This is a genomic window from Streptomyces sp. SID14515, from assembly GCF_010548505.1.
Taxonomy (GTDB): domain Bacteria; phylum Actinomycetota; class Actinomycetes; order Streptomycetales; family Streptomycetaceae; genus Streptomyces; species Streptomyces caviscabies.
The window spans coordinates 88110-107310 of the sequence record NZ_JAAGMH010000027.1; the positions used below are offsets into that span (position 1 = coordinate 88110).

13 protein-coding genes are annotated in these 19201 nt (G+C 73.5%); 7 read left to right on the forward strand and 6 right to left on the reverse strand.

Translation table 11 applies throughout. From position 1 onward, the window contains the following. Window positions 1-99 precede the first annotated feature (99 nt). From G3I54_RS04660 to G3I54_RS04675, 4 genes are read left to right on the forward strand one after another with little or no spacing between them, the layout of a single operon-like run. The gene (locus tag G3I54_RS04660) at window positions 100-852 is read left to right on the forward strand and encodes a (5-formylfuran-3-yl)methyl phosphate synthase (protein WP_164611376.1); all 753 of its coding nucleotides are present in this window, start codon (window positions 100-102) and stop codon (window positions 850-852) included. An 8-nt stretch (window positions 853-860) separates the two neighbouring features. After that, the gene (locus G3I54_RS04665) at window positions 861-2270 is read left to right on the forward strand and encodes an aldehyde dehydrogenase family protein (RefSeq protein ID WP_164611378.1); all 1410 of its coding nucleotides are present in this window, start codon (window positions 861-863) and stop codon (window positions 2268-2270) included. Then, window positions 2267-3355 (forward strand): NAD(P)-dependent alcohol dehydrogenase, encoded by a 1089-nt coding sequence (locus G3I54_RS04670; RefSeq protein ID WP_164611380.1) that lies wholly within the window; start codon window positions 2267-2269, stop codon window positions 3353-3355. Before G3I54_RS04665 ends, G3I54_RS04670 begins: the two co-directional genes overlap by 4 nt. A gap of 45 nt (window positions 3356-3400) precedes the next feature. Next, window positions 3401-4309 (forward strand): class I SAM-dependent methyltransferase, encoded by a 909-nt coding sequence (locus tag G3I54_RS04675; protein WP_164611382.1) that lies wholly within the window; start codon window positions 3401-3403, stop codon window positions 4307-4309. A 33-nt stretch (window positions 4310-4342) separates the two neighbouring features. Here the strand turns inward: G3I54_RS04675 and G3I54_RS04680 are convergent, their stop codons facing one another. The 6 genes from G3I54_RS04680 to G3I54_RS04705 all read right to left on the reverse strand — a co-directional run bounded on the left by G3I54_RS04680 (window position 4343) and on the right by G3I54_RS04705 (window position 9374). Next, window positions 4343-5005 carry a HEAT repeat domain-containing protein gene (locus G3I54_RS04680; RefSeq protein ID WP_203685522.1) on the reverse strand — a complete coding sequence of 221 codons (663 nt, stop codon included), beginning with the start codon at window positions 5003-5005 and terminating at the stop codon, window positions 4343-4345. Between the two features lie 126 nt (window positions 5006-5131). Further along, window positions 5132-5779 (reverse strand): TetR/AcrR family transcriptional regulator, encoded by a 648-nt coding sequence (locus tag G3I54_RS04685; RefSeq protein WP_343240268.1) that lies wholly within the window; start codon window positions 5777-5779, stop codon window positions 5132-5134. 151 nt (window positions 5780-5930) lie between these two features. Next, complete coding sequence (locus G3I54_RS04690) at window positions 5931-6452, reverse strand: hypothetical protein (RefSeq protein ID WP_164611384.1); 522 nt, start codon at window positions 6450-6452, stop codon at window positions 5931-5933. 57 nt (window positions 6453-6509) lie between these two features. After that, window positions 6510-7322 (reverse strand): ABC transporter permease, encoded by an 813-nt coding sequence (locus G3I54_RS04695; protein WP_164611385.1) that lies wholly within the window; start codon window positions 7320-7322, stop codon window positions 6510-6512. Next, window positions 7319-7933, reverse strand: coding sequence for an ABC transporter ATP-binding protein (locus tag G3I54_RS04700; RefSeq protein ID WP_164611387.1), 615 nt, complete (start codon window positions 7931-7933; stop codon window positions 7319-7321). The genes G3I54_RS04695 and G3I54_RS04700 overlap by 4 nt, the downstream gene beginning before the upstream one ends. A 79-nt stretch (window positions 7934-8012) precedes the next feature. Next, window positions 8013-9374: a wax ester/triacylglycerol synthase domain-containing protein gene (locus tag G3I54_RS04705; protein WP_164611389.1), complete on the reverse strand. Its 1362-nt coding sequence runs from the start codon at window positions 9372-9374 to the stop codon at window positions 8013-8015. 862 nt (window positions 9375-10236) lie between these two features. Here G3I54_RS04705 and G3I54_RS04710 point away from each other — a divergent pair. The 3 genes from G3I54_RS04710 to G3I54_RS04720 are packed head-to-tail and all read left to right on the forward strand — an operon-like array spanning window position 10237 to window position 19154. Then, window positions 10237-11391: an NAD-dependent epimerase/dehydratase family protein gene (locus tag G3I54_RS04710; protein WP_164611391.1), complete on the forward strand. Its 1155-nt coding sequence runs from the start codon at window positions 10237-10239 to the stop codon at window positions 11389-11391. 33 nt (window positions 11392-11424) lie between these two features. Continuing rightward, window positions 11425-13008, forward strand: coding sequence for a PfaD family polyunsaturated fatty acid/polyketide biosynthesis protein (locus G3I54_RS04715; RefSeq protein WP_164611393.1), 1584 nt, complete (start codon window positions 11425-11427; stop codon window positions 13006-13008). 56 nt (window positions 13009-13064) lie between these two features. Beyond that, window positions 13065-19154 (forward strand): type I polyketide synthase, encoded by a 6090-nt coding sequence (locus G3I54_RS04720; protein ID WP_164611395.1) that lies wholly within the window; start codon window positions 13065-13067, stop codon window positions 19152-19154. Window positions 19155-19201: the final 47 nt, after the last annotated feature.

The window sequence follows — 19201 nt, forward strand, 5'->3', positions numbered from 1 at the left end:
GGCCACGTGGCGCGGCGAGGATGAGCCGACCGCACAAGATCCCTGCGAATCCGCGCACCCGCCGTCCGGCGGGTGGACCCGCGGTGGAAGGAATCCACGTTGCTGCTTCTCATCTCCCCGGACGGTGTCGAAGAGGCCCTCGCGTGCGCGAAGGCGGCGGAACACCTCGACATCGTCGACGTCAAGAAGCCCGACGAGGGCTCGCTCGGCGCGAACTTCCCCTGGGTCATCAGGGAGATCCGCGAAGCGGTCCCGGCGGACAAGCCGGTCTCCGCCACGGTCGGAGACGTGCCCTACAAGCCCGGCACGGTGGCGCAGGCGGCGCTCGGCGCCGCTGTCTCCGGGGCCACCTACATCAAGGTCGGCCTCTACGGATGCACGACGCCCGACCAGGCCATCGAGGTCATGAGCGGAGTCGTGCGGGCCGTGAAGGACTTCCGGCCGGACGCGTTCGTCGTCGCCTCGGGCTATGCCGACGCCCACCGGATCGGCTGCGTCAGCCCGCTCGCGCTGCCCGACATCGCCCGCCGCTCCGGGTCCGACGCGGCCATGCTCGACACCGCGATCAAGGACGGCACCCGGCTGTTCGACCATGTTCCGCCCGATGCCTGTGCGGAGTTCGTCCGGCTGGCCCACGAGGCCGGTCTGCTCGCCGCCCTCGCGGGCAGCGTGAAGTCGGAGGATCTCGCCACGCTGACCCGGATCGGGACGGACATCGTGGGCGTGCGCGGGGCGGTCTGCGAGGGCGGCGACCGCAACTCCGGGCGGATCCAGCCCCGGTTGGTGGCCGCCTTCCGGGCGGAGATGGACCGGCACGCCCAGGAGCTCGCGACCGCCCCGGCCGCGAGCTGACCGCCGGCATGGCCCCGCAGCGGCTCCGCCCGGGACCGGTGTCCCGCGGTGGGCACTTCACCGTCCTCGATCCGGCGACGGGCGAGGACTTCGACGAGGCTCCCGACCAGCGGGCACAGGAGCTGGACGCGGTGGTCGGCCGGGCTCACCAGGCCTGGCCGGGCTGGCGGGCCGACCCCGCCGCCCGTACCACCGCGCTGCTGGCGGCGGCCGACGCCGTGGAGGCGGCCGGGGCGGAGCTCGCTCCCCTGCTCACCCGTGAGCAGGGGAAACCGCTGGCCGAGTCGTACGCGGAGGTCGCCCGTACGGCAGCCCGCCTGCGCCACTTCGCCGCGTCGGCCCCCGAGACCCGTACGATCGCGGACGGCCGGCCCGGGCACAGCGAGATCCGCTGGCGGCCGCTCGGGCCCGTCGCCGCCATCGTGCCGTGGAACTTTCCGCTCCAGCTGGCTTCGGCGAAGTTCGCGCCCGCGCTCGCCGCGGGCAACACGGTGGTGCTCAAACCCTCGCCCTGCACGCCGCTGGCCACCCGGCTGCTGGGCTCCGTCCTGTCGGCCGCTCTCCCCGAGGGCGTGCTGAGCATCGTCACCGGCCGGGAGCCCCTCGGCGCCCGCCTCGCGTCGCACCCGGGGATCCGCCATGTGACCTTCACCGGTTCGGTCCCCACCGGGCGGGCCGTCGCGGCCGGCGCGGCGCCCGGCCTGGCCCGGGTCACCCTGGAGCTGGGCGGCAACGACGCCGCGATCCTGCTGGACGACGTGGATGTGGAGCGGATCGCGGACCGGCTGTTCTGGGCGGCGTTCCGCAACTGCGGTCAGGTCTGCATGGCGGTCAAGCGCGTCTACGCCCCGGCCCGGCTCCACTCCCGGGTGGTCGAGGCGCTCGCGGAACGCGCGAAGACCGTGGTCGTCGGAGCCGGTCTCGACCCGGGTACGGAGCTGGGGCCGCTCAACAACGCCGCCCAACTGGCCCGGGTGGAGCGGTACACGGCCCGTGCTCTGGCGGACGGCGCCCGGGCCGCGGCCGGCGGTCACCGGCTGGACCGGCCGGGCTACTTCCACGCCCCGACCGTGCTCGCCGATGTGCAGCCCGACAGCCCGGTGGTGACGGAGGAGCAGTTCGGCCCGGTCCTGCCGGTGCTGCCGTACGGGAGTCTCGACGAGGCCGTCGAGGCGGCCAACGCCACCCGTTTCGGTCTCGGCGGCTCGGTATGGGGGACCGACCTGGACCGGGCGGAGGCGGTGGCCGACCGGCTGGAGTGCGGGACGGCGTGGATCAACCACCACGCCGAGCTTTCCCTCGCCCAGCCCTTCGCCGGGGTCAAGGAGAGCGGCGTCGGCGTCGCGGGCGGGCCGTGGGGGCTGTACGGAAACCTCAGGCCGTTCGTCGTGCACCGTGCGAGGGAGGTCGGAGGATGAGATTCGGCGCGGCGGTACTGCGCTCGTACGAGGACCCGTTCAGCGTCGAGGAGGTGATGCTGAACGCGGGGCCGGCCGCCGGGGAGATCCTGGTCCGGATCGCGGGTTGCGGCATGTGCCGGACCGATCTCGCCGTCCGCCGTTCGGCGGGCCGCTCACCGCTGCCGGCGGTGCTGGGCCACGAGGGGGCCGGGGTGGTGGTGGAGACGGGCGGCCCGGACATCGGTCTGAGCCCCGGCGACCATGTGGTGCTGAGCTTCGACTCCTGCGGACACTGCCGAAGCTGCCTGGGCGCGGCGCCCGCCTACTGCGACCGGTTCGCCGCGCTCAACCTCTTCGGCGGCCGGGCCGAGAACGCGGGCCGGTTCACCGACGCGGCCGGGGGCGCGCTGACGCCCCGGTGGTTCGGCCAGTCCTCGTTCGCCGAGTACGCGATGGTCCCGGCCCGTAACGCCGTACGGGTCGACCCCTCGCTGCCCGTCGAACTGCTCGGGCCGCTCGGCTGCGGCTTCCTCACCGGCGCCGGGGCGGTCCTCAACTCCTTCGGCGCCGGGCCCGGCGACACCGTCGTGGTGCTCGGCGCCGGAGCGGTGGGGCTGGCCGCGGTCATGGCGGCCACCGCGTCCGGGGCCGCCGCCGTGGCGGTGGACCTGAACCCCGAACGGCTGACCCTCGCCGAGAAGCTGAACGCGACCGCGCTGCACGCCACTTCGGCCGATCTGCCCGGCCGCGTCCAGCGGCTGACCGGCGGCGGCGCGCGGTACGCCCTCGACACCACGGGGTCCGCCCGGTTGATCAACGACGCGCTCCGGGCGCTGCGCCCGACGGGCCACCTCGGGCTGGTGGCCCGGCTGCACTCCGCGCTGCCGCTCGAACCGGGGACGCTGGACCGGGGCCGGAAGATCTCCCACATCTGCGAGGGCGACGCGGTGCCGGCCCTGCTGATCCCCCGGCTGACCGGGCTGTGGGAGGCCGGGCTGTTCCCCTTCGACCAGCTGATCCGTACGTACCCGCTCGCCGACATCGACGAGGCCGAACGCGACTGCGAGCTGGGCCGCGTGGTGAAACCGGTCCTCGTTCCGTGACACCGCCGGGAAACACGTGAATTCACCGACACCATGGGAGTGCATATGGTCGACACGGCGCACCGGAACACCGGTGTGGAGGGTGTGGCGGGAGGGGTCGGTGTGACCGCTCTGCTGGTCGCCGCGGCGCGGGCGATCGAGACGCATCGCCCCGACAGCCTGGCGCGGGACGTCTACGCGGAGCACTTCGTGCGCGCGGCACCGGCGTCCACGGGCTGGCCGGTCCATCCCCGGGAGGTCCCGGACGGGGACACGAACCCGCTGTGGGGAAGGTTCGCGCGGTACTTCGGGCTGCGGACGCGGGTCCTCGACGACTTCCTTCTGCGGTCGGCGCACGCGGGGAACGCCCGCCAGGTGGTCCTGCTCGGGGCGGGGCTGGATTCCCGTGCGTTCCGGCTGGACTGGCCTCCCGGCTGTGTGATCTTCGAGATCGACCGGGAGGAGGTCCTGGCGTTCAAGCACCGGGTGCTCGGCGGTCTATCGGCCACTCCGAAGGCCGCGCGCGTACCGGTCCCGATGGATCTGCGCGACGACTGGGCCGGCGCCCTGCCCGGCGCCGGCTTCGATCCGGCCGCGCCGAGCGTCTGGCTGGTCGAGGGGCTGCTGTTCTATCTGTCGCCCGCCGCCGAGACGTATCTCATCGACACGGTGGACCGGCTCAGCGCCGGGGGCAGCGCACTGGCCTTCGAGGTCAAGCTCGACAAGGATCTGTTGGAGTACCGCGACAGCCCGCTCTACACCGCCACGAAACACCAGATCGGCATCGATCTGCTGAACCTGTTCGACCGGGAGCCGCGGCCCGACTCGGCAGGGCGGCTGACGGACCACGGCTGGTCCACCTCGGTCCGCACCCCCTTCGACTTCACCCGCCTGCACGGGCGCGGCCCGCTGCCCGAGCCGAACGACGCGCTGGCGGGCAACCGCTGGGTGTTCGCGGACCGGCCCCAGCGGTAGCCCCCGGCGCTTACGCGGCGGGCCGAGCGCCGGTCAGCGCTCCATGGCTCCTTCGGCGGCGGTGGCGGCGTCCGCCCGTTCCGGGGCGGGCGCCGCCACGCGCTCCGCCCGATCGGCGGCCGCGTCGAGGTCGGCACGCCGGCTCCTCAGGAGCTGTTCGGTGGCGGCGGCGTGCTCGGCCACCGCCGGGTCGGGGTCGGCCGCGGCCTTCTCCAGGGCCGGCTCGACCACGCCTCCGAGGTCGACCAGCGCCCGGCTCAGACTCATCCGCAGACTGCGGTTGCCGCGGCCGAGTTCCTTGACCAGTTCATCGGTCAGCTCCTTCTCCTCGGCCTCGGGTACGAGGGAGACCGCGACGCGCCACGCGGTCCGGGCGGTCTCGTCGTCGGCGTCGTGCAGCATGTCGCGCGTGATCCAGCCCCACGCGGCCTTGTCGCCGATCTTGGAGAGCGTGTGCATCGCCTGGCTGCGGGCCTGCGCGGACGCGGAGTCGAGTTCCCGGCGGATCCGGGGGAGGGTGACCTCGGGCGCGTAACGCATCAGCGCCCAGGACAGGGTGTCCCGTACGAAGAGGTCGGGCTCGACCCCGCACCGCTCGACGAGCGTCTCCAGGAGTCCGGGGTCGGGGGCCGAGCCGATCGCCATGGCGGCCTGGAGCCGGACCGACGGGTCCTCGGCGGCGAGGGCGTTGACCAGGCGGGTGTGGTGCGGGGTTCCGTTCGTGTGGATCGGGACCACCTCCTGCGTGTAGTGAGAAACCTTGTCGATGGCGTAGGGCCGCCACGGCACGCCGGACCGGGGATGCCCCGTTTCTACGGAGCGTCAGGAGGAAGCGGGCGTCCGCAACATCGACGTCAGGGTGCTGTCGAGGATGTCGGGGACGTCCTTGACCTTGAGGTGCCGCGCGTCGGCCTCGGCCGCCGCGGCGTGCAACAAGCTGTAGAAGGTGGTCACCAGCCAGGACAGCGGGAGGTCCGTGCGGAACACGCCCTCCTCCTGGCCACGGACCAGCACCCGCTCCACCCGTGCGAGGACCTTCTCGTGGTGCCTGCGGTGCCGGGCCGGGGCGATGACGCCCTCGGACGCGGCGAGCAGGAACGCATGGCGTTCGAGGATCCGCCAGCCGGACCGAACGAGCAGCGAGAAGGCCTCGTCGGCCGGTCCCTCGTCGAGCGCCTGGGCCCCCAGCGCCGCGTCGGCCTGCTCGACGGAGTGCTCCAGCACCGCGTCGAGCAGGTCCTCGCGGGAGGGGAAATGCGCGTACAGCGTGACCCGGCTGACCCCGGCCGCGCCGGCGACCGCGGACAGGCTGACGTTGGGGTCCTCGCGGAAGCATGCGAGCGCGGCGGCGACGATGGACGCGATGCTGCGCTCCGCGTCCGCGCGTCGGCGCGGCTCTCCTCCTGGGGTGCGGCCGCCGGGGCGGCGCACCTTCTCGTGCGGCGGGGGCGGGGGTGACGCTGCAGTCACGGCATGCTCCTCAACCTGAACACGACTGTTCGGGTTGAAGATAGCGCGGACCGCGACATAAGTCGAACATGCGCGTAAAGTTTAAGGTGCCGGGCGGTCCACCCGGCACAAGCGGAACCTCCGGCAGGGTGGCCTCTTGACGAACTCCCCGCTACCAGCCGGCCTTCACCGCGTTGTAGGCCGTCCGGCAGTCGGCGTTGGTGGCCTCCGCGGCCAGCTTCTCCATGGAGTCGCGCCAGACCTTCTTGGCCAGCTTCTCCAGCTCGCGGGTCTCGGCGGGGACGTTCGGGGCGTACTTCTTCAGCGTCTGCAGCGAGGACCTGGCGAACTTGTTGCACACGGGTCCGGCGGCGTTCCGGTAGCGGGTGTCCAGGTCCGTGGCGACGGCCTGCCCGTTCTGGGTCGCCCAGGTGTTCCAGGCCGCGCACGCCACCTCGGTGAGCGCCTCCTGGTCGGCCTCGCTCAGCCCCAGTACCTGGCCCAGCATCGCGTTCTTGGCCTTGTCGGGGACCGTGAAGTCCACGACGGGGAACTTGTCGAGGGTTTCGAGCAGCGCCTCCTGACACGCGGGAGGCATCGGGGCCGCCTGCGCGGTGGCGGGGGCGGTCAGTGCGGAGGCGGCGAGCAGAACCGCGGTGAGGGCCGTGCGCCGGACGGTACGCGAAAGAGTCATGGGGGCAGCGCTCCTTGCGGGGAAGGGGGAAGGGAGGGTGTCGGTCCGGGCGCCGCTTCAGCGCCCGACGGCTACAGAACGATCACCGCCTTTCCAGGTCACGGGCGCGTCAAGGGCGTTGCGGGTACGCCGGCGGAAGACCAGGAATCCGGCCGAAGCGGCGCCGACGAGCCACAGGCACTGGATCACGATTCCCCGGACGGCCGACGCGTCGGAGAAGGCGGCGGACATGCTGGCCTGCACGGCTCCGTACGTCGGCAGGAAGCGCACGACCGCGCTGTCCGACCCGGAGCTGGAGAGGGGGTTCTGCAGGGCGACGTCGAGGATGCTGATCATCAGGATGGCGAACATGCCCTCGACCTCGCGGCGGAGTACCGATCCGAGGACCACGCCGAGCGCACCATAGGTCAGAGCGGCGCAGAACAGCGCGGCGGTGAGCAGGAGGGGCTGTTCCGGCGGCCAGGAGACCCCGACGGCGACCGTGGCGTACACCGCGATGGCGACGCATACGAGCGTGAGTGCGGAGAGCTTGGCGAGTACGAGGTGATACCGGGGGTAGCCCGCCATCGCGAGGCGGCGGTCGAAGGCGCCTCCCGTGAAGGTGGCCGCGAACATCATGAAGCCGGCGATCAGGGTGACCGCGTTCAGCGCACCGGTGATCTGGGTGAGGTGGTTGCCGGGCGGGGACAGGACCTCGCCGGTGGCCCGCAGCCGGAACGGGGCCGGTCGGTCGGGAATGGTGACATAGGCGAGGGCGATCCATACGGGGATGTACACGACCACCAGGAGCATCGCGAACCGGTTGCGGGCGTGCCCGATCAACGCGTACTTGGACGCCGTGGTGAACAGTTGCCGGTGCCGCCTCCTCATACCGCCGCCTCCGTACGTCGTTCCTGGCGCTCCAGGCGTCCGTTCTCCAGCCGCCAGAGCAGGTCCAGCCGGTCGATGTCGTAAGCCAGGTGCGAGATGACCAGCACCGAGTGCCCGCCGTCGCGCAGCCGCTCCGCCAGTTCCCAGAAGCGCAGATACGTCTCCCAGTCGAAGCCCTGGTAGGGCTCGTCGAGCAGGAGTACGTCCGGGTCGTGCATGAGCGCGAGGGTCAGGTTCAGCTTCTGCCGGGAGCCGCCGCTGAGCAGGCCGGCCCGCTGGTCGAGATAGTCGGTGAAAGCCAGGGTCTCCATCACCTCTTCGGCCCGTCGCAGGTTCGCGAGGCCGAACGCGCTCTTGAAGAAGTCGAGGTGCTGGCGGACGGTGAAGGAGTCGTCCAGGACCACGGACTGCGGGCAGTAGCCGAATCTGCCGCTGTGCCGCACCGAGCCGCGGTCCGGCCTGAGTTCACCGGCGAGGATCTTCAGCAGCGTGGTCTTGCCCGCGCCGTTCTCCCCGACGATCCCGGCGAGGGTGCCGGGCCGCAGCCGTAGGTCGATGCCCCGGAGAACGGCGTGCTGCCGGTAGGAGTGGTGCACATCGGTGACGTCCATCGCGTTGCTCCGTCGTGCCAGGTGTTCCTGATGGTCCGCGGAATCCGTCCGCGTCTTCCAGTGGCGGCCCCCGCCCGGCTCATACCGGCGTCGAGCTCTCCGCCAGCTCGCCCACGGCCTGCTCCCACAGCTCCGGCAGCGACTCGCCCAGCGGCAGGGCGCGGTCGGCGACGAAGGACACCTCGGCCCAGTCGCCGAAGAACGACAACCCCACCGCGAAGAGATGCCCCGGCACGAGCAGAGGCAGCAGGGCGGTGCCCGTCACCTGCGTCTCCCCCAGGCTCCCCCGGTCGGCGAGGGGCATGGAGGTGGCCATGACGTTGGTGACGCGAGGGGAGAGCATCCTGCGCAGGTACCACTCGGTGGGGCCGTCCGGCATGAAGCGGACCAGGTCCTGAATGGCCTGCCGCCAGGTCTCGCCCCGCAGCTTCCGGGTCGTCGCCGTCACGTGATCCAGCCGTCGCAGGGACGCCTGGGTGTCCCGTGAACCGTCCGGGAGTTCCTGGGCGGTGCGCACGGGCAGGTCGATGGGCAGGGCGAAGCAGCGGTTCCCCCAGGTCTGATCCTCGTCCGCGCGGCGTGCGTCGACGGGCAGCACGGCCGTCACCCGGGGCAGCGGCACGCCGGCGCGCGTCGACCAGACCGACAACGCCCCGGCGAGGGCGGCCAGATGCACATCGTGGGCGGAGCCGCCCCGTCCGGCGCCGATCCGGCGCAGGGTGTCCGACAGCACGCGGCCGCGCCACAACCGCCGTTCCCCGGAAGGAGCGAAGGCCACGTCCGGGCGGTGACCGCGAACGGCGAGGGAGCCGGCCAGGAACCTGGCGGCCAGTCCGACGGCCGCGCCGACCCGCCGGGGCGTCCCGGAAAAACGGCTCCGGCCCGGTACGGGGCGGGCGGACGGCTCGCCTCCGCCCAGCATGGCCCGGAAGGTCGTGGCGGCGGCCGCGCCGTCCTGGCAGGCGTGGTGGAAGCGGTAGCAGACGGCGTACGCGTCGGGTTCATGGCCATGGACCAGCCAGATCCCCCAGTAGGCGCCGGGAGCGAACGGGGCGTTGAGCGCGGTGTCCAGGGCCGAGTCCCAGGCGGCGGGTCCGTCGGCGACCACCTCGTGCACATGCCGGTCGACGGCGAAGTCCGCGTCCGGCTGCCACCGTGACCGCCGACCGCCCGCCACCCGGCTCGTGAGCAGAGGCAGTTCGCCGAGGCGGAAACCGACGTACGCGCGCAGGTCCGCCAGGGACGGCGGCGGTCCGCTGAGATAGGCGACGCCACCGGCGTCCCAGCGGACGTGCGGCCGACGGCGCTCCAGGTTGAGGAACGCGCGGTCCACCGAGTGGGTGAGGTGGCGGGGCGCGGGAACGGACGGGGCGGATGAGGTGGAAGGGGCGGACGGGGTGAGTGGCGGGGCGGACGGGGTGCACTGCTCGGAATCAGGCATGGCTTCGGGGCTCCCATTCGGGCCGGGGTCGATCGCGCTGACGACCGGAGGGCAGTGGGACGTGAGCGGCAGGAGGCCACCTGATCCGGGCGGCCCACCCGTCCGGACCGGCCTGGCACACTGCCCGGACCGGCCGACCATCAGGATGACCACCGCCCGGAGTGGTTCCGTCCGGCGTCCGCAGGCCGCCCTCGGCCCCGGCCACCCGATTCCGGTCGGCCCGTCGACCGTCGGCCGTACCCGCCATCGCCCCCCGCGGCCCCCGGTTTCCCTGTCCCGACGGGCTCGGCTGCCCCGCCCGCCCGCAATCGCTGTCGGCATGGCGTCCCTCGGGGGGAACTTGAGGAACCGGTTCGTGCCCCCTGCGGCGGTTCCCCCGAAAGGAGGACAGGGCTGCGATCACCGCCGTACGGCTCCGTCCGTGCACGGCCGCCGCGCAGGTGAGGGGCCGCCCGGCCCGCACCGGACGGGCGGCCCTTCACCGGCTTCGGGGTGACGTACTTCGTTCGGGTGAGCAGCGGAGATCGAGGCGCGTTCTCCGTTCCTCGTCTGCCATTGTGTGCCGTGCGCCGGAGATCACCGGGTCCGAAAGGGCCGAGAACCCCCGTCCGGACGGGTGGTCGGAGAACCGGCGAGCAAGCACCAGCCGCACCGGATCGGCCGGACGAGCCGGACCGTGCGCGGTGCGATCGCCGGTGACGATCCGCGACGCAGGACGGCCGGTGCCGTCGTCCTCCTCTCGCGCCCGGTCTCCGCAACGGCAGCACCGCCCCTCTGTCTCCTCCTTCTCCGCTCCTTCTCCGCTCCTTCTCCGCACACGGCCGGCGATCCGCCCCCTCTCACCGCCCTTGGAGCCACGCTCGTGCACGTCGCACTCACCGGCGCCACCGGATTCCTCGGACTGCGTCTGTTACGTCGCCTGCTCGACACCCATCGGTCGGTGACGGTCCTGGCCCACGCCGGATCGGGGGACGCGCTGCACCGCATCACCCGGTTCTTCGAAGTGACGGGCGCGCCCCAGGCGTTCGTCTCCCGGCTCCCCCACCGGTTGCGGGTGGTGGAGAGCGATCTGGCGCTGCCCCGGCTGGGGCTGCCCGCCCGGACGTTCCAGGAGCTGGCCGACAGCCTCGGCGCGATCTGGCACAGCGCGGGCAGCATCAATCTGGAAGGCGGCCTGCCCGAGCTGCGCCGGACCAATGTCGAAGGGACTCGGCGCGTACTGGAGCTCGCGGCCTCGGGCCGCGGGTCGCCCGTGGTCCATCACGTGAGCACCGCGTTCGTGGCCGGGGCGCGGCGGGACGGTGTGGCGTACGAGGACGAGCTGGACGATTCCGGTGGTTTCGAGAACGCCTACGAGCGTTCCAAGTACGAGGCGGAGCTGCTGGTTCGCGCCTGGTCCCGGGAGCACGGCCGTCCGGTCCTGGTGCTGCGGCCGAGCATCCTGGTCACGGACCTGCCGCCGCACCCCGAGCTGCCCTCGCACCCGCTGCAGGTCGTCGAGCGGATCCTGCGCGACGCGCGAAGTGCCGCTCCCACGGGCCCGGGCGGTGGGTCGGGCGCGTCGGGCGACTTCGCCGGGCCCCGGCCGCGCGTCCGCGTCGTGGGGCATCCGCACGGCCGGCTGAACCTGTTGCAGGTGGAGCACGCGGCCGAGGTCATGGTGCGGCTGGCCGGTCTGAGACCTTCGGGCGGGGTCGACACGTACCACGTCGTCCATGACCGCGATGTGCCCGTACCGGTGGTCGTGGCCCTGCTGGAGCGGCTGGTTCCGATCTCGATCGATCTGGTCGACGCCAAGCCGGACCGCCCGTCGGCGCTGGAGGCGCTGATGGACTTCTACCCGGGCATGACGGCCTACCTCGCCCACCGGCGGCGGTTCGACGACACCCGGGTCAGGGCCCGGCTGGGGCCGTCGGCGGTCTCGGCCCCGGTGGGTCTCGACCACCTCTGGTCCGGTCTGGCCCCGCGGGACAGGCCCCTTACCCCGCCGCCACGGACGCCCGTGGCCGTCCGCTGACCTGCTGATCTCCTCTTCCGTTGGAGCCTTCGCGTGTCCGTCCTCACTGTTCCCGGCGCCACCGCCGCGTCCCCGCCGGCCTTCTCGCCCGAGGGGATCGCGGCCCGTGCCCGGCGGATCCGGGAACCCGTCCACGTCGTCAGCGGGCCGGACGGCCGGGAGCTGGGGCTCGCGACCGGCCCACCGCCCGGCGTCCCGGTGCTCGGTACGCTGCCACCGCTGTACCCCGAGTGGCTCGGCGGTCGTACCTTCTGCGAGGCGCACGGCGTCCGCTTCCCTTATGTCGCCGGTGAGATGGCGAACGGCATCGCGACCACCCGGATGGTCGCGGCGACGGCCCGGGCGGAGATGCTCGGCTTCTTCGGGGCGGGCGGTCTGGCGTACGCCGAGGTGGAGCGGGCCGTGCACACGCTCGCGCACGAGCTGGAGTCCCGCCCGAACTGGGGTGTCAACCTCATCCACTCCCCGGCCGAACCGGCGCTGGAGTTCCGCGTCGCCGAACTGCTGCTGCGCTGCGGTGTTCCCCGGATCTCCGCGTCGGCGTACATGGAGCTGACCCCGGCGGTCGTGCTGTGCGCGGCCCACGGGCTGCGCCGGGGCGCGGACGGCGACATCATCCGGCGTACACGCCTGTTCGCCAAGGTCTCGCGGCCCGAGGTGGCCGAGAGGTTCCTCTCCCCCGCCCCGTCCGCACTGCTGGAGCCACTCGTCGCCCGGGGGAAGCTCACCCGCGAGGAGGCGGAGCTGGCGGCGCTGGTGCCGGTGGCCGAGGACATCACCGTGGAGGCGGACAGCGGCGGGCACACCGACAACCGGCCGTTGTCGGTCCTGCTGCCGAGGATCACCGTCCTGCGCGACGCGCTGTGCCGGCGGTTCGGATACCGCCGGCCGGTCCGGCTCGGCGCGGCCGGCGGTCTCGGCACACCGGACGCGGTGGCCGCCGCCTTCGCCCTCGGCGCGTCCTACGTCGTCGTCGGCTCGGTGAACCAGACGGCGGTCGAGGCGGGCCTCTCCGACGAGGCCAAGGCGATGCTCTGCGAGGCGGACGTCTCCGATGTGGCCATGGCGCCCTCGGCCGACATGTTCGAGCTCGGGGTGAAGGTGCAGGTGCTGTCCCGGGGAACAATGTTCGCGCAGCGGGCCGGCCGGCTGTTCGCGGCGTACCGGGCCCACGGTTCGCTGGAGGAGATCCCGTCCGCGCTGCGCGCCTCGATCGAACGCGATGTGCTGCGCGCCCCGTTCGACGAGGCCTGGCGGAGTACCCGCGCGTTCTGGGAGGAGCGCGATCCTACGGAGACCGCCCGCGCGGAGGCCGACCCGAAGCACCTCATGGCCCTGGTCTTCCGGGGGTATCTGGGTCGGTCCAGCCGGTGGGCGATCGCCGGGGAGGGGGCGCGGCGGGCCGATTACCAGATCTGGTGCGGGCCCGCGATGGGCGCGTTCAACCGGTGGGTGGCTGGCACCTTCCTCGCCGAGCCGGCGCACCGGTCCGTGGTGCAGATCGCGCTGAACCTCCTCGAAGGGGCCGCCGTGCTCACGCGCGCTCATCAACTGCGCACCTACGGCGTTCCGTTGCCGACCGAGGCGTTCGCGTACACGCCGTGCGAGCTGGCGTGAGCGGCCCCGGAGCCACCCAGGATCCGGCAACAACCGTTCGACCCCGAGGAGAGACCGTGCCCGGCTCCACCCCACGCCAGGTCCCCGTCGCCGTGGTCGGCGTGGGCGCACTGGTGCCCGGCGCGACGGACGCGGCCGGCTACTGGCGGATCGTGACCGGCGGCCGCGACCTGCTCACCGAGGTGCCCGCCTCCCGCTGGCGGGTGGAGGACCACTACGACCCGGATCCGGCCGCCCCCGACAAGACATACGCCCGTCGGGGCGCCTTCCTTCCCGAGGTGGACTTCGACCCGATGGCCTACGGGGTGCCCCCCGCCAATCTGCCGGCGACGGACACCTCCCAGCTGCTCGCCCTGATGGTCGCCGACCAGGTGCTGAAGGATGCCGGCGGCCTGGCCGGGGTGGACCGGGACCGGACCGGTGTCGTTCTCGGCGCGGCCGCCCTCGAACTGCTTCCGCACATGTACGGGCGTGCCCAGCGGCCGCTGTGGCTCGCGGGTCTGCGGGAGAGCGGACTCGGCGAGGCCGAGGCGGAGGCGGTGTGCGACCGCATCTCGGCCCGTTTCGAGCCGTGGCGGGAGTCGTCCTTCCCCGGGCTGCTGGGCAACGTCGTCGCGGGCCGGATCGCCAACCGGTTCGATCTGCACGGCATCAACCACACCACCGACGCGGCCTGTGCCAGTTCGCTGGCGGCCCTGTCGACGGCGGTCGGTGAACTGGCCCTCGGCCGGGCCGACCTGGTGATCAGCGGCGGCGTGGACACCGGGAACGACATCGGCATGTTCCTGTGCTTCTCCAAGACGCCCGCGCTCTCCCCCAGCGGCGACTGCCGGCCGTTCTCGGCCGCGGCCGACGGCACCATGCTCGGCGAAGCGGTCGTCATGTACGCGCTGAAGCGGTTGTCCGACGCGGAGCGCGACGGCGATCGGATCCACGCGGTGATCCGGGGCATCGGCACCTCGTCCGACGGCCGGAGCACGGCGATCTACGCGCCGCTGCCCGACGGTCAGGCGCGGGCTCTGCGCCGCGCCTACGAGGAGGCCGGTTACGGGCCGGAGACCGTGGAGCTGGTCGAGGCGCACGGGACCGGCACGAAGGCCGGGGACACCGCCGAACTGGCTGCACTCACCGAGGTGTTCGCCGCTACGGGTCGCCCGGACGGGCAGTGGTGCGCGATCGGCTCGGTCAAGTCGCAGATCGGCCACACCAAGTGCGCGGCAGGCGCGGCGGGGCTGCTCAAGGCGGTGCTGGCCCTGCACCACAAGGTGCTGCCGCCGACGGTCAAGGTCGACCGGCCGAACCCGGCGGCCGCCGACCCGGACGGCCCGTTCTACGTCAACACCGAGGCCCGCCCCTGGGTCCGGCCGGCCGGTCATCCGCGCCGGGCGGCGGTGTCGAGTTTCGGCTTCGGCGGCAGCAACTTCCATGTCACGCTGGAGGAGTACACGCCCTCGTCCGCCCCGGGGCGTACGGCTCCGCGCCATCGCACGGCCCCGAGCGAACTCGTCCTGTTCAGCGGCGACTCCCCGTCGGACCTGGTACCGCCCGTGCCGGACGACGGGCGTCCGCTGGCCGCGCTGGCGCGGGAGAGCCACGCCGCCTTCTCGTCCGCCGCCCGGGCGCGGCTGGCCGTCGTCGCCACCGATGCCGAGGACCTGCGGAAGAAGCACGCGCAGGCGGCCGAGTCGATCCGGCAGCGGCCCGACGCGGCGTTCTCGACGCCGTCCGGCATCCGGTACGCGTACGGGAAGGGATCGCCCGGCCGTATCGGCTTCCTGTTCCCGGGACAGGGGGCCCAGTACGTCGGGATGGGCGCCGATCTCGCGATGCTGGCGCCGGCCGCCCAGGCCGTGTGGGACCGGCTGGGGCCGACCCGCTTCGAGGGACGCGCCCTGCACCGGGTCGTGTTCCCGCCGCCCGCCTTCACCCACGAGGAACGCACCGCGCGGGCGGCCCTGTTGGACGCCACCGAGTGGGCGCAGCCGGCGCTGGCGGTGCACGCGCTGGCGTTGCTGGAGGTGGTGCGGGGGCTGGGGCTGCGGCCGGACTGCGTGGCGGGCCACAGCTTCGGCGAGCTGGTTGCGCTGCACTGCGCGGGTGTGCTGGACGCCGATGCTCTGGTGGGCCTGGCCCGTCGCCGCGGTGAGCTGATGCGGGACGCGGCGACCGCTTCCGGCGCGATGCTGGCGGTGGCGGCGGACCGTGCGCAGGTGGCCGAGGTGCTGGCCCGTGGCGGCTTCGGCGACCTCTGGCCCGCCAACCACAACTCGCCGCGCCAGGTGGTGCTTTCGGGCTCGGTGGAGGCGGTCGGGCAGGCCGAGAAGGCGTTCTCGGCGGCGGGGGTCGGCACCCGCCGGCTGACCGCGTCGACCGCCTTCCACAGTCCGCTGGTCGCCCCGGCCGTCGAACCGCTCGCCGCGTATCTGCGCACGGTGGCGCTCGCGAAGCCCCGTATCCAGGTCTACGGCAACGCGGACGCGCGGCCGTATCCGTCGGCCCCGGACGAGGTGCGCCGCCGGATCGCCGGTCACCTCGCCTCGCCGGTGCTCTTCCAGGACCAGATCGAGGCGATGTACGCGGCGGGGGTACGCACCTTCGTCGAGGTCGGCGCGGGCGCGGCGCTGACCGGTCTGGTCGGGCAGATCCTCGGCGACCGCGAGCACACGGCGGTGCCCCTGGACCGGTCGGCCCGCTCCGGGGCCGACACCCTGCACACCGCGCTCGGCGAACTCGCCGTACGCGGTGTCCCTCTCGATCTCGACACCCTCTGGGCCCCGTACGCCCGGCCCGAAGCCTCAGCGAAGGAGCCCGAGCCCCGAATGACCGTGAAGATCAGCGGAGGCAACTACGGTCAGTCGCCGCCGCGCGCCGCGTCCGCCGGGCCGCCACCACGGGCCGCGTCCGCCGAACCGTCGCCACGCACCGCGTCCGTCGTCGAACGGTCGCAGCCCGCACCGGAACAGGCACCGCGGCACGGGCCTCGGCCCGCTCCCGGACCGGCTTCCGAACCGGCTTCCGACCCGGCTTCCGACCCGGCTTCCGCACCCGTACCCATTCCCGTACCCGTATCCGCGCCCCACACCCCGGCGGTTCCCATGCCCGCGCAAGCCCCCTCCCCGGTCCCCACCCCGCAGCCGACGTCGGCGTACGGGGCGGCTGTCGCCGACGGCGACTGGCTGGCCGCCGTCGAGAGTGTCCATCGGCAGACGGCGGAGGCTCATGCCACCTGTCAACACCTGCTGACGGAAAGCCATATGGCGTTTCTGCGCATGGCCGAGACGACTCTGGCCGCCATGCTCGGGGGGCCGGGCGCGGGCGGAGCGGTGGAGGTGACGGCCGCCGCGCCGCCGCTGCCGCTGCCCCGGGCCTCGTCACCGCGGCCCGCACCGGCGGCCGTTGCGCCGCCTGCCGCACCTGCCGCACCTGCCGCACCTGCCGCACCTGCCCCAGCGGCTCCGCCAGTTCCGCCGATTCCAACGGTTCCTTCAGCTTCTGTCGTGACCGAGATCCCCGCGCCGGAGGCCACTCCCGCTCCCGCCGGCGACACGGTGTCCTTGTCGCCGGCGGAGCTGGAGGAGTTGCTCCTGTCGGTGGTGGCCCAACTCACCGGCTACCCGACCGCCATGCTCAACATGGACATGGAGCTGGAGGCGGATCTCGGCGTCGACTCCATCAAGCGCGTCGAGATCCTGTCGGCCGTGCGCCGGCAGGTGGGTGATGTGGCGGCGGGAGACGTCGGTCAGCTCGGCAAGCTCCGTACACTGCGCGAGATCGTCGAGGCGCTCACCGGCGACGCCCGGCCCGCCGGGCCCTCCGTGGTCGTCGAAGCTCCCGCCCCGGTGGAAACGACCCACGAGGCGGCCGGACCAACGCCGCCGGCACCGCTGACGCGGCTGGTGCCGCGCATGGTGGAGGCTCCGGCGTCCGGGCTGGCCACGGCGGGCCTGCTGGACGGTCCCGTCGTGGTGACCGGCGAGGGCGGGGACGGGTGCTCGATCGTCTCGCTCGTGGCCCGGAAGCTCACGGAGCACGGCGTGGACGCGACCGCCGCGGCTGAGGTGCCCGAGGGCGCCCGTGGTGTCGTCCACCTCGGCGGACTCACCGCGAGCGACGCTCCGGACGCGGCGCGGGAGGTCCACCGGTCGGCGCTTCGCGCGGCGCGTGCGATGGCGCCACGAGCGGCGGCGGACGGCGGGGTGTTCGTGAGCGTCCAGGACACCGGGGGCGACTTCGGGCTCGGCGGCCACGCGGCCGGCCGTGCGTGGCTGGGCGGGGTCGCCGGGCTGGCCAGGACCGCGGCGAAGGAGTGGCCGGACGCCTCGGTCAAGGTCGTCGACTGCGAGCGGGGCGGCCGGGACGACGAGCAGGTCGCCGAGTCCGTCGTACGGGAACTCCTCCGGGGCGGGGCCGACATGGAGGTCGGTCTCCGCGCGGACGGCGCCCGCGCGCTGCTGCGGACGGCGCCCGAGCCGGTGACGCCCGGCGGCGCGGGACGGATCACCAGCGACTCGGTGATCGTGGCCACCGGAGGGGCGCGCGGGGTCACCGCCGCCGCCCTGCTCGACCTGGCCAGGACCCACCGTCCGAGGATCGCGCTGCTGGGCAGGACCGATCCGGCCGCCGAGCCGGCCGGGCTGGCGTCGGCGACCGACGAGGCGGCGCTCACCCGCCTGCTCGCGGACCGCTCGGCCGGGATCGCGGCGGACTCCTCGCCCGCCCGGATCGCGGAGCGGGCCCGGGAGATCCTGGCGGCGCGCGAAGTACGGGCGACATTGGCGGAGTTGGAGGCCGCGGGGTCGACCGTCCGATACGTACGGGTGGACGCCCGGGACGAGGATGCCCTCGCCGCCGCCCTGCGCGAGGTGCGCGAGACCTGGGGGCCGGTCACCGGCATCGTGCACGGTGCGGGGGTGCTGGCCGACAAGCTGATCGCCGACAAGACCGACGAGCAGGCCGAGCTGGTGATGTCCACCAAGGTGGACGCCCTGCGGGCGCTGCTGGCGGCGACGGCGGACGATCCGCTGGACACGATCTGCCTGTTCTCCTCGGTGGCCGCCGTGTTCGGCAACGCGGGGCAGAGCGACTACGCCATGGCCAATGAGGTCCTGCGCCAGGTCGCGTCGGCCGAGCGGGCCCGCCGCCCCGGCTGCCTGGTGCGGTGCGTGGCGTGGGGGCCCTGGCAGGGCGGCATGGTCACTCCGGCCCTGGCCGCGCATTTCGGCAGGTCCGGGGTGCCGCTGATCCCTCTGGCGCAGGGTGCCGCCGCCTTCACGGCCGAGCTGGACGGGGCCGTCGGCGAGGTCTGCGTCGTCCTGGCGGCCGGGGACGATCCGGCCGCCCTGTCCCCGGCCGGAGACGCGCGTCGCGCCCAGCTGCTGGTGCGCGCGGACACGCTGCCGCAGTTGGCGGACCACGCGCCCGCCGGGACTCCCGTGCTGCCCGTGGCCATGGTCCTGGACTGGTTCGCGGGCGCGGCCACGGCCTGGCTGCCGCAGTCCGGACGGCTCGTCCTGCGTGATCTGCGGGTGTACCAGAAGTACGCCCTGCCGGAGCTCTCCGGGGCGGGCCACCGGCTCACCGTGCTCGGCGGCGGGGGCGCGCCCGGCTCGCCGTCGGGCCTGGAGGCGGAACTGCGGGGCGAGGTGGGCCCGGCGCACTTCCGGGCCGTCCTGGACACCGCGGTCGAGGAGCCCGATGCGGCCGCCTGGGACACCCCGGACGGCCTGAAGCCGCTCGACCGGACCGATCCGTACGACGGGGACGTCCTCTTCCACGGACCCCGGTTCCAGGCCCTGCGCACGGTGCGCGGTGTCTCGGAGCACGGGGCCGAGGCGACCGTCGCGGGCCTGCGGGCCCTGGGCTGGGAAGCGGATGAGCCCGGGCCGCTCGATCCGGCCGCCGTGGACGGAGCGCTGCAACTCGCCCTGCTCTGGGGCGAGAAGGTGCTCGGTGCGGCGACGCTGCCGATGGCCGTCGCCGAATGCCGGGTGCACCGGCGCGGCCCGGTGGACGGCGCCGTGCGCTGTGTGGTGCGGGGACGGAAGGCGCACGACATGGGGGCGCGCTGCGACGCGGCACTGATCGACGCCGACGGGTTCGTCCGGCTCGAACTGCTCGGCGTGGAACTCGTCCGCCGCCCGTCCTGAACCCATTACAGCTCCTCCTGAACCCACTGCCGCCCCTCCTGGCCCCG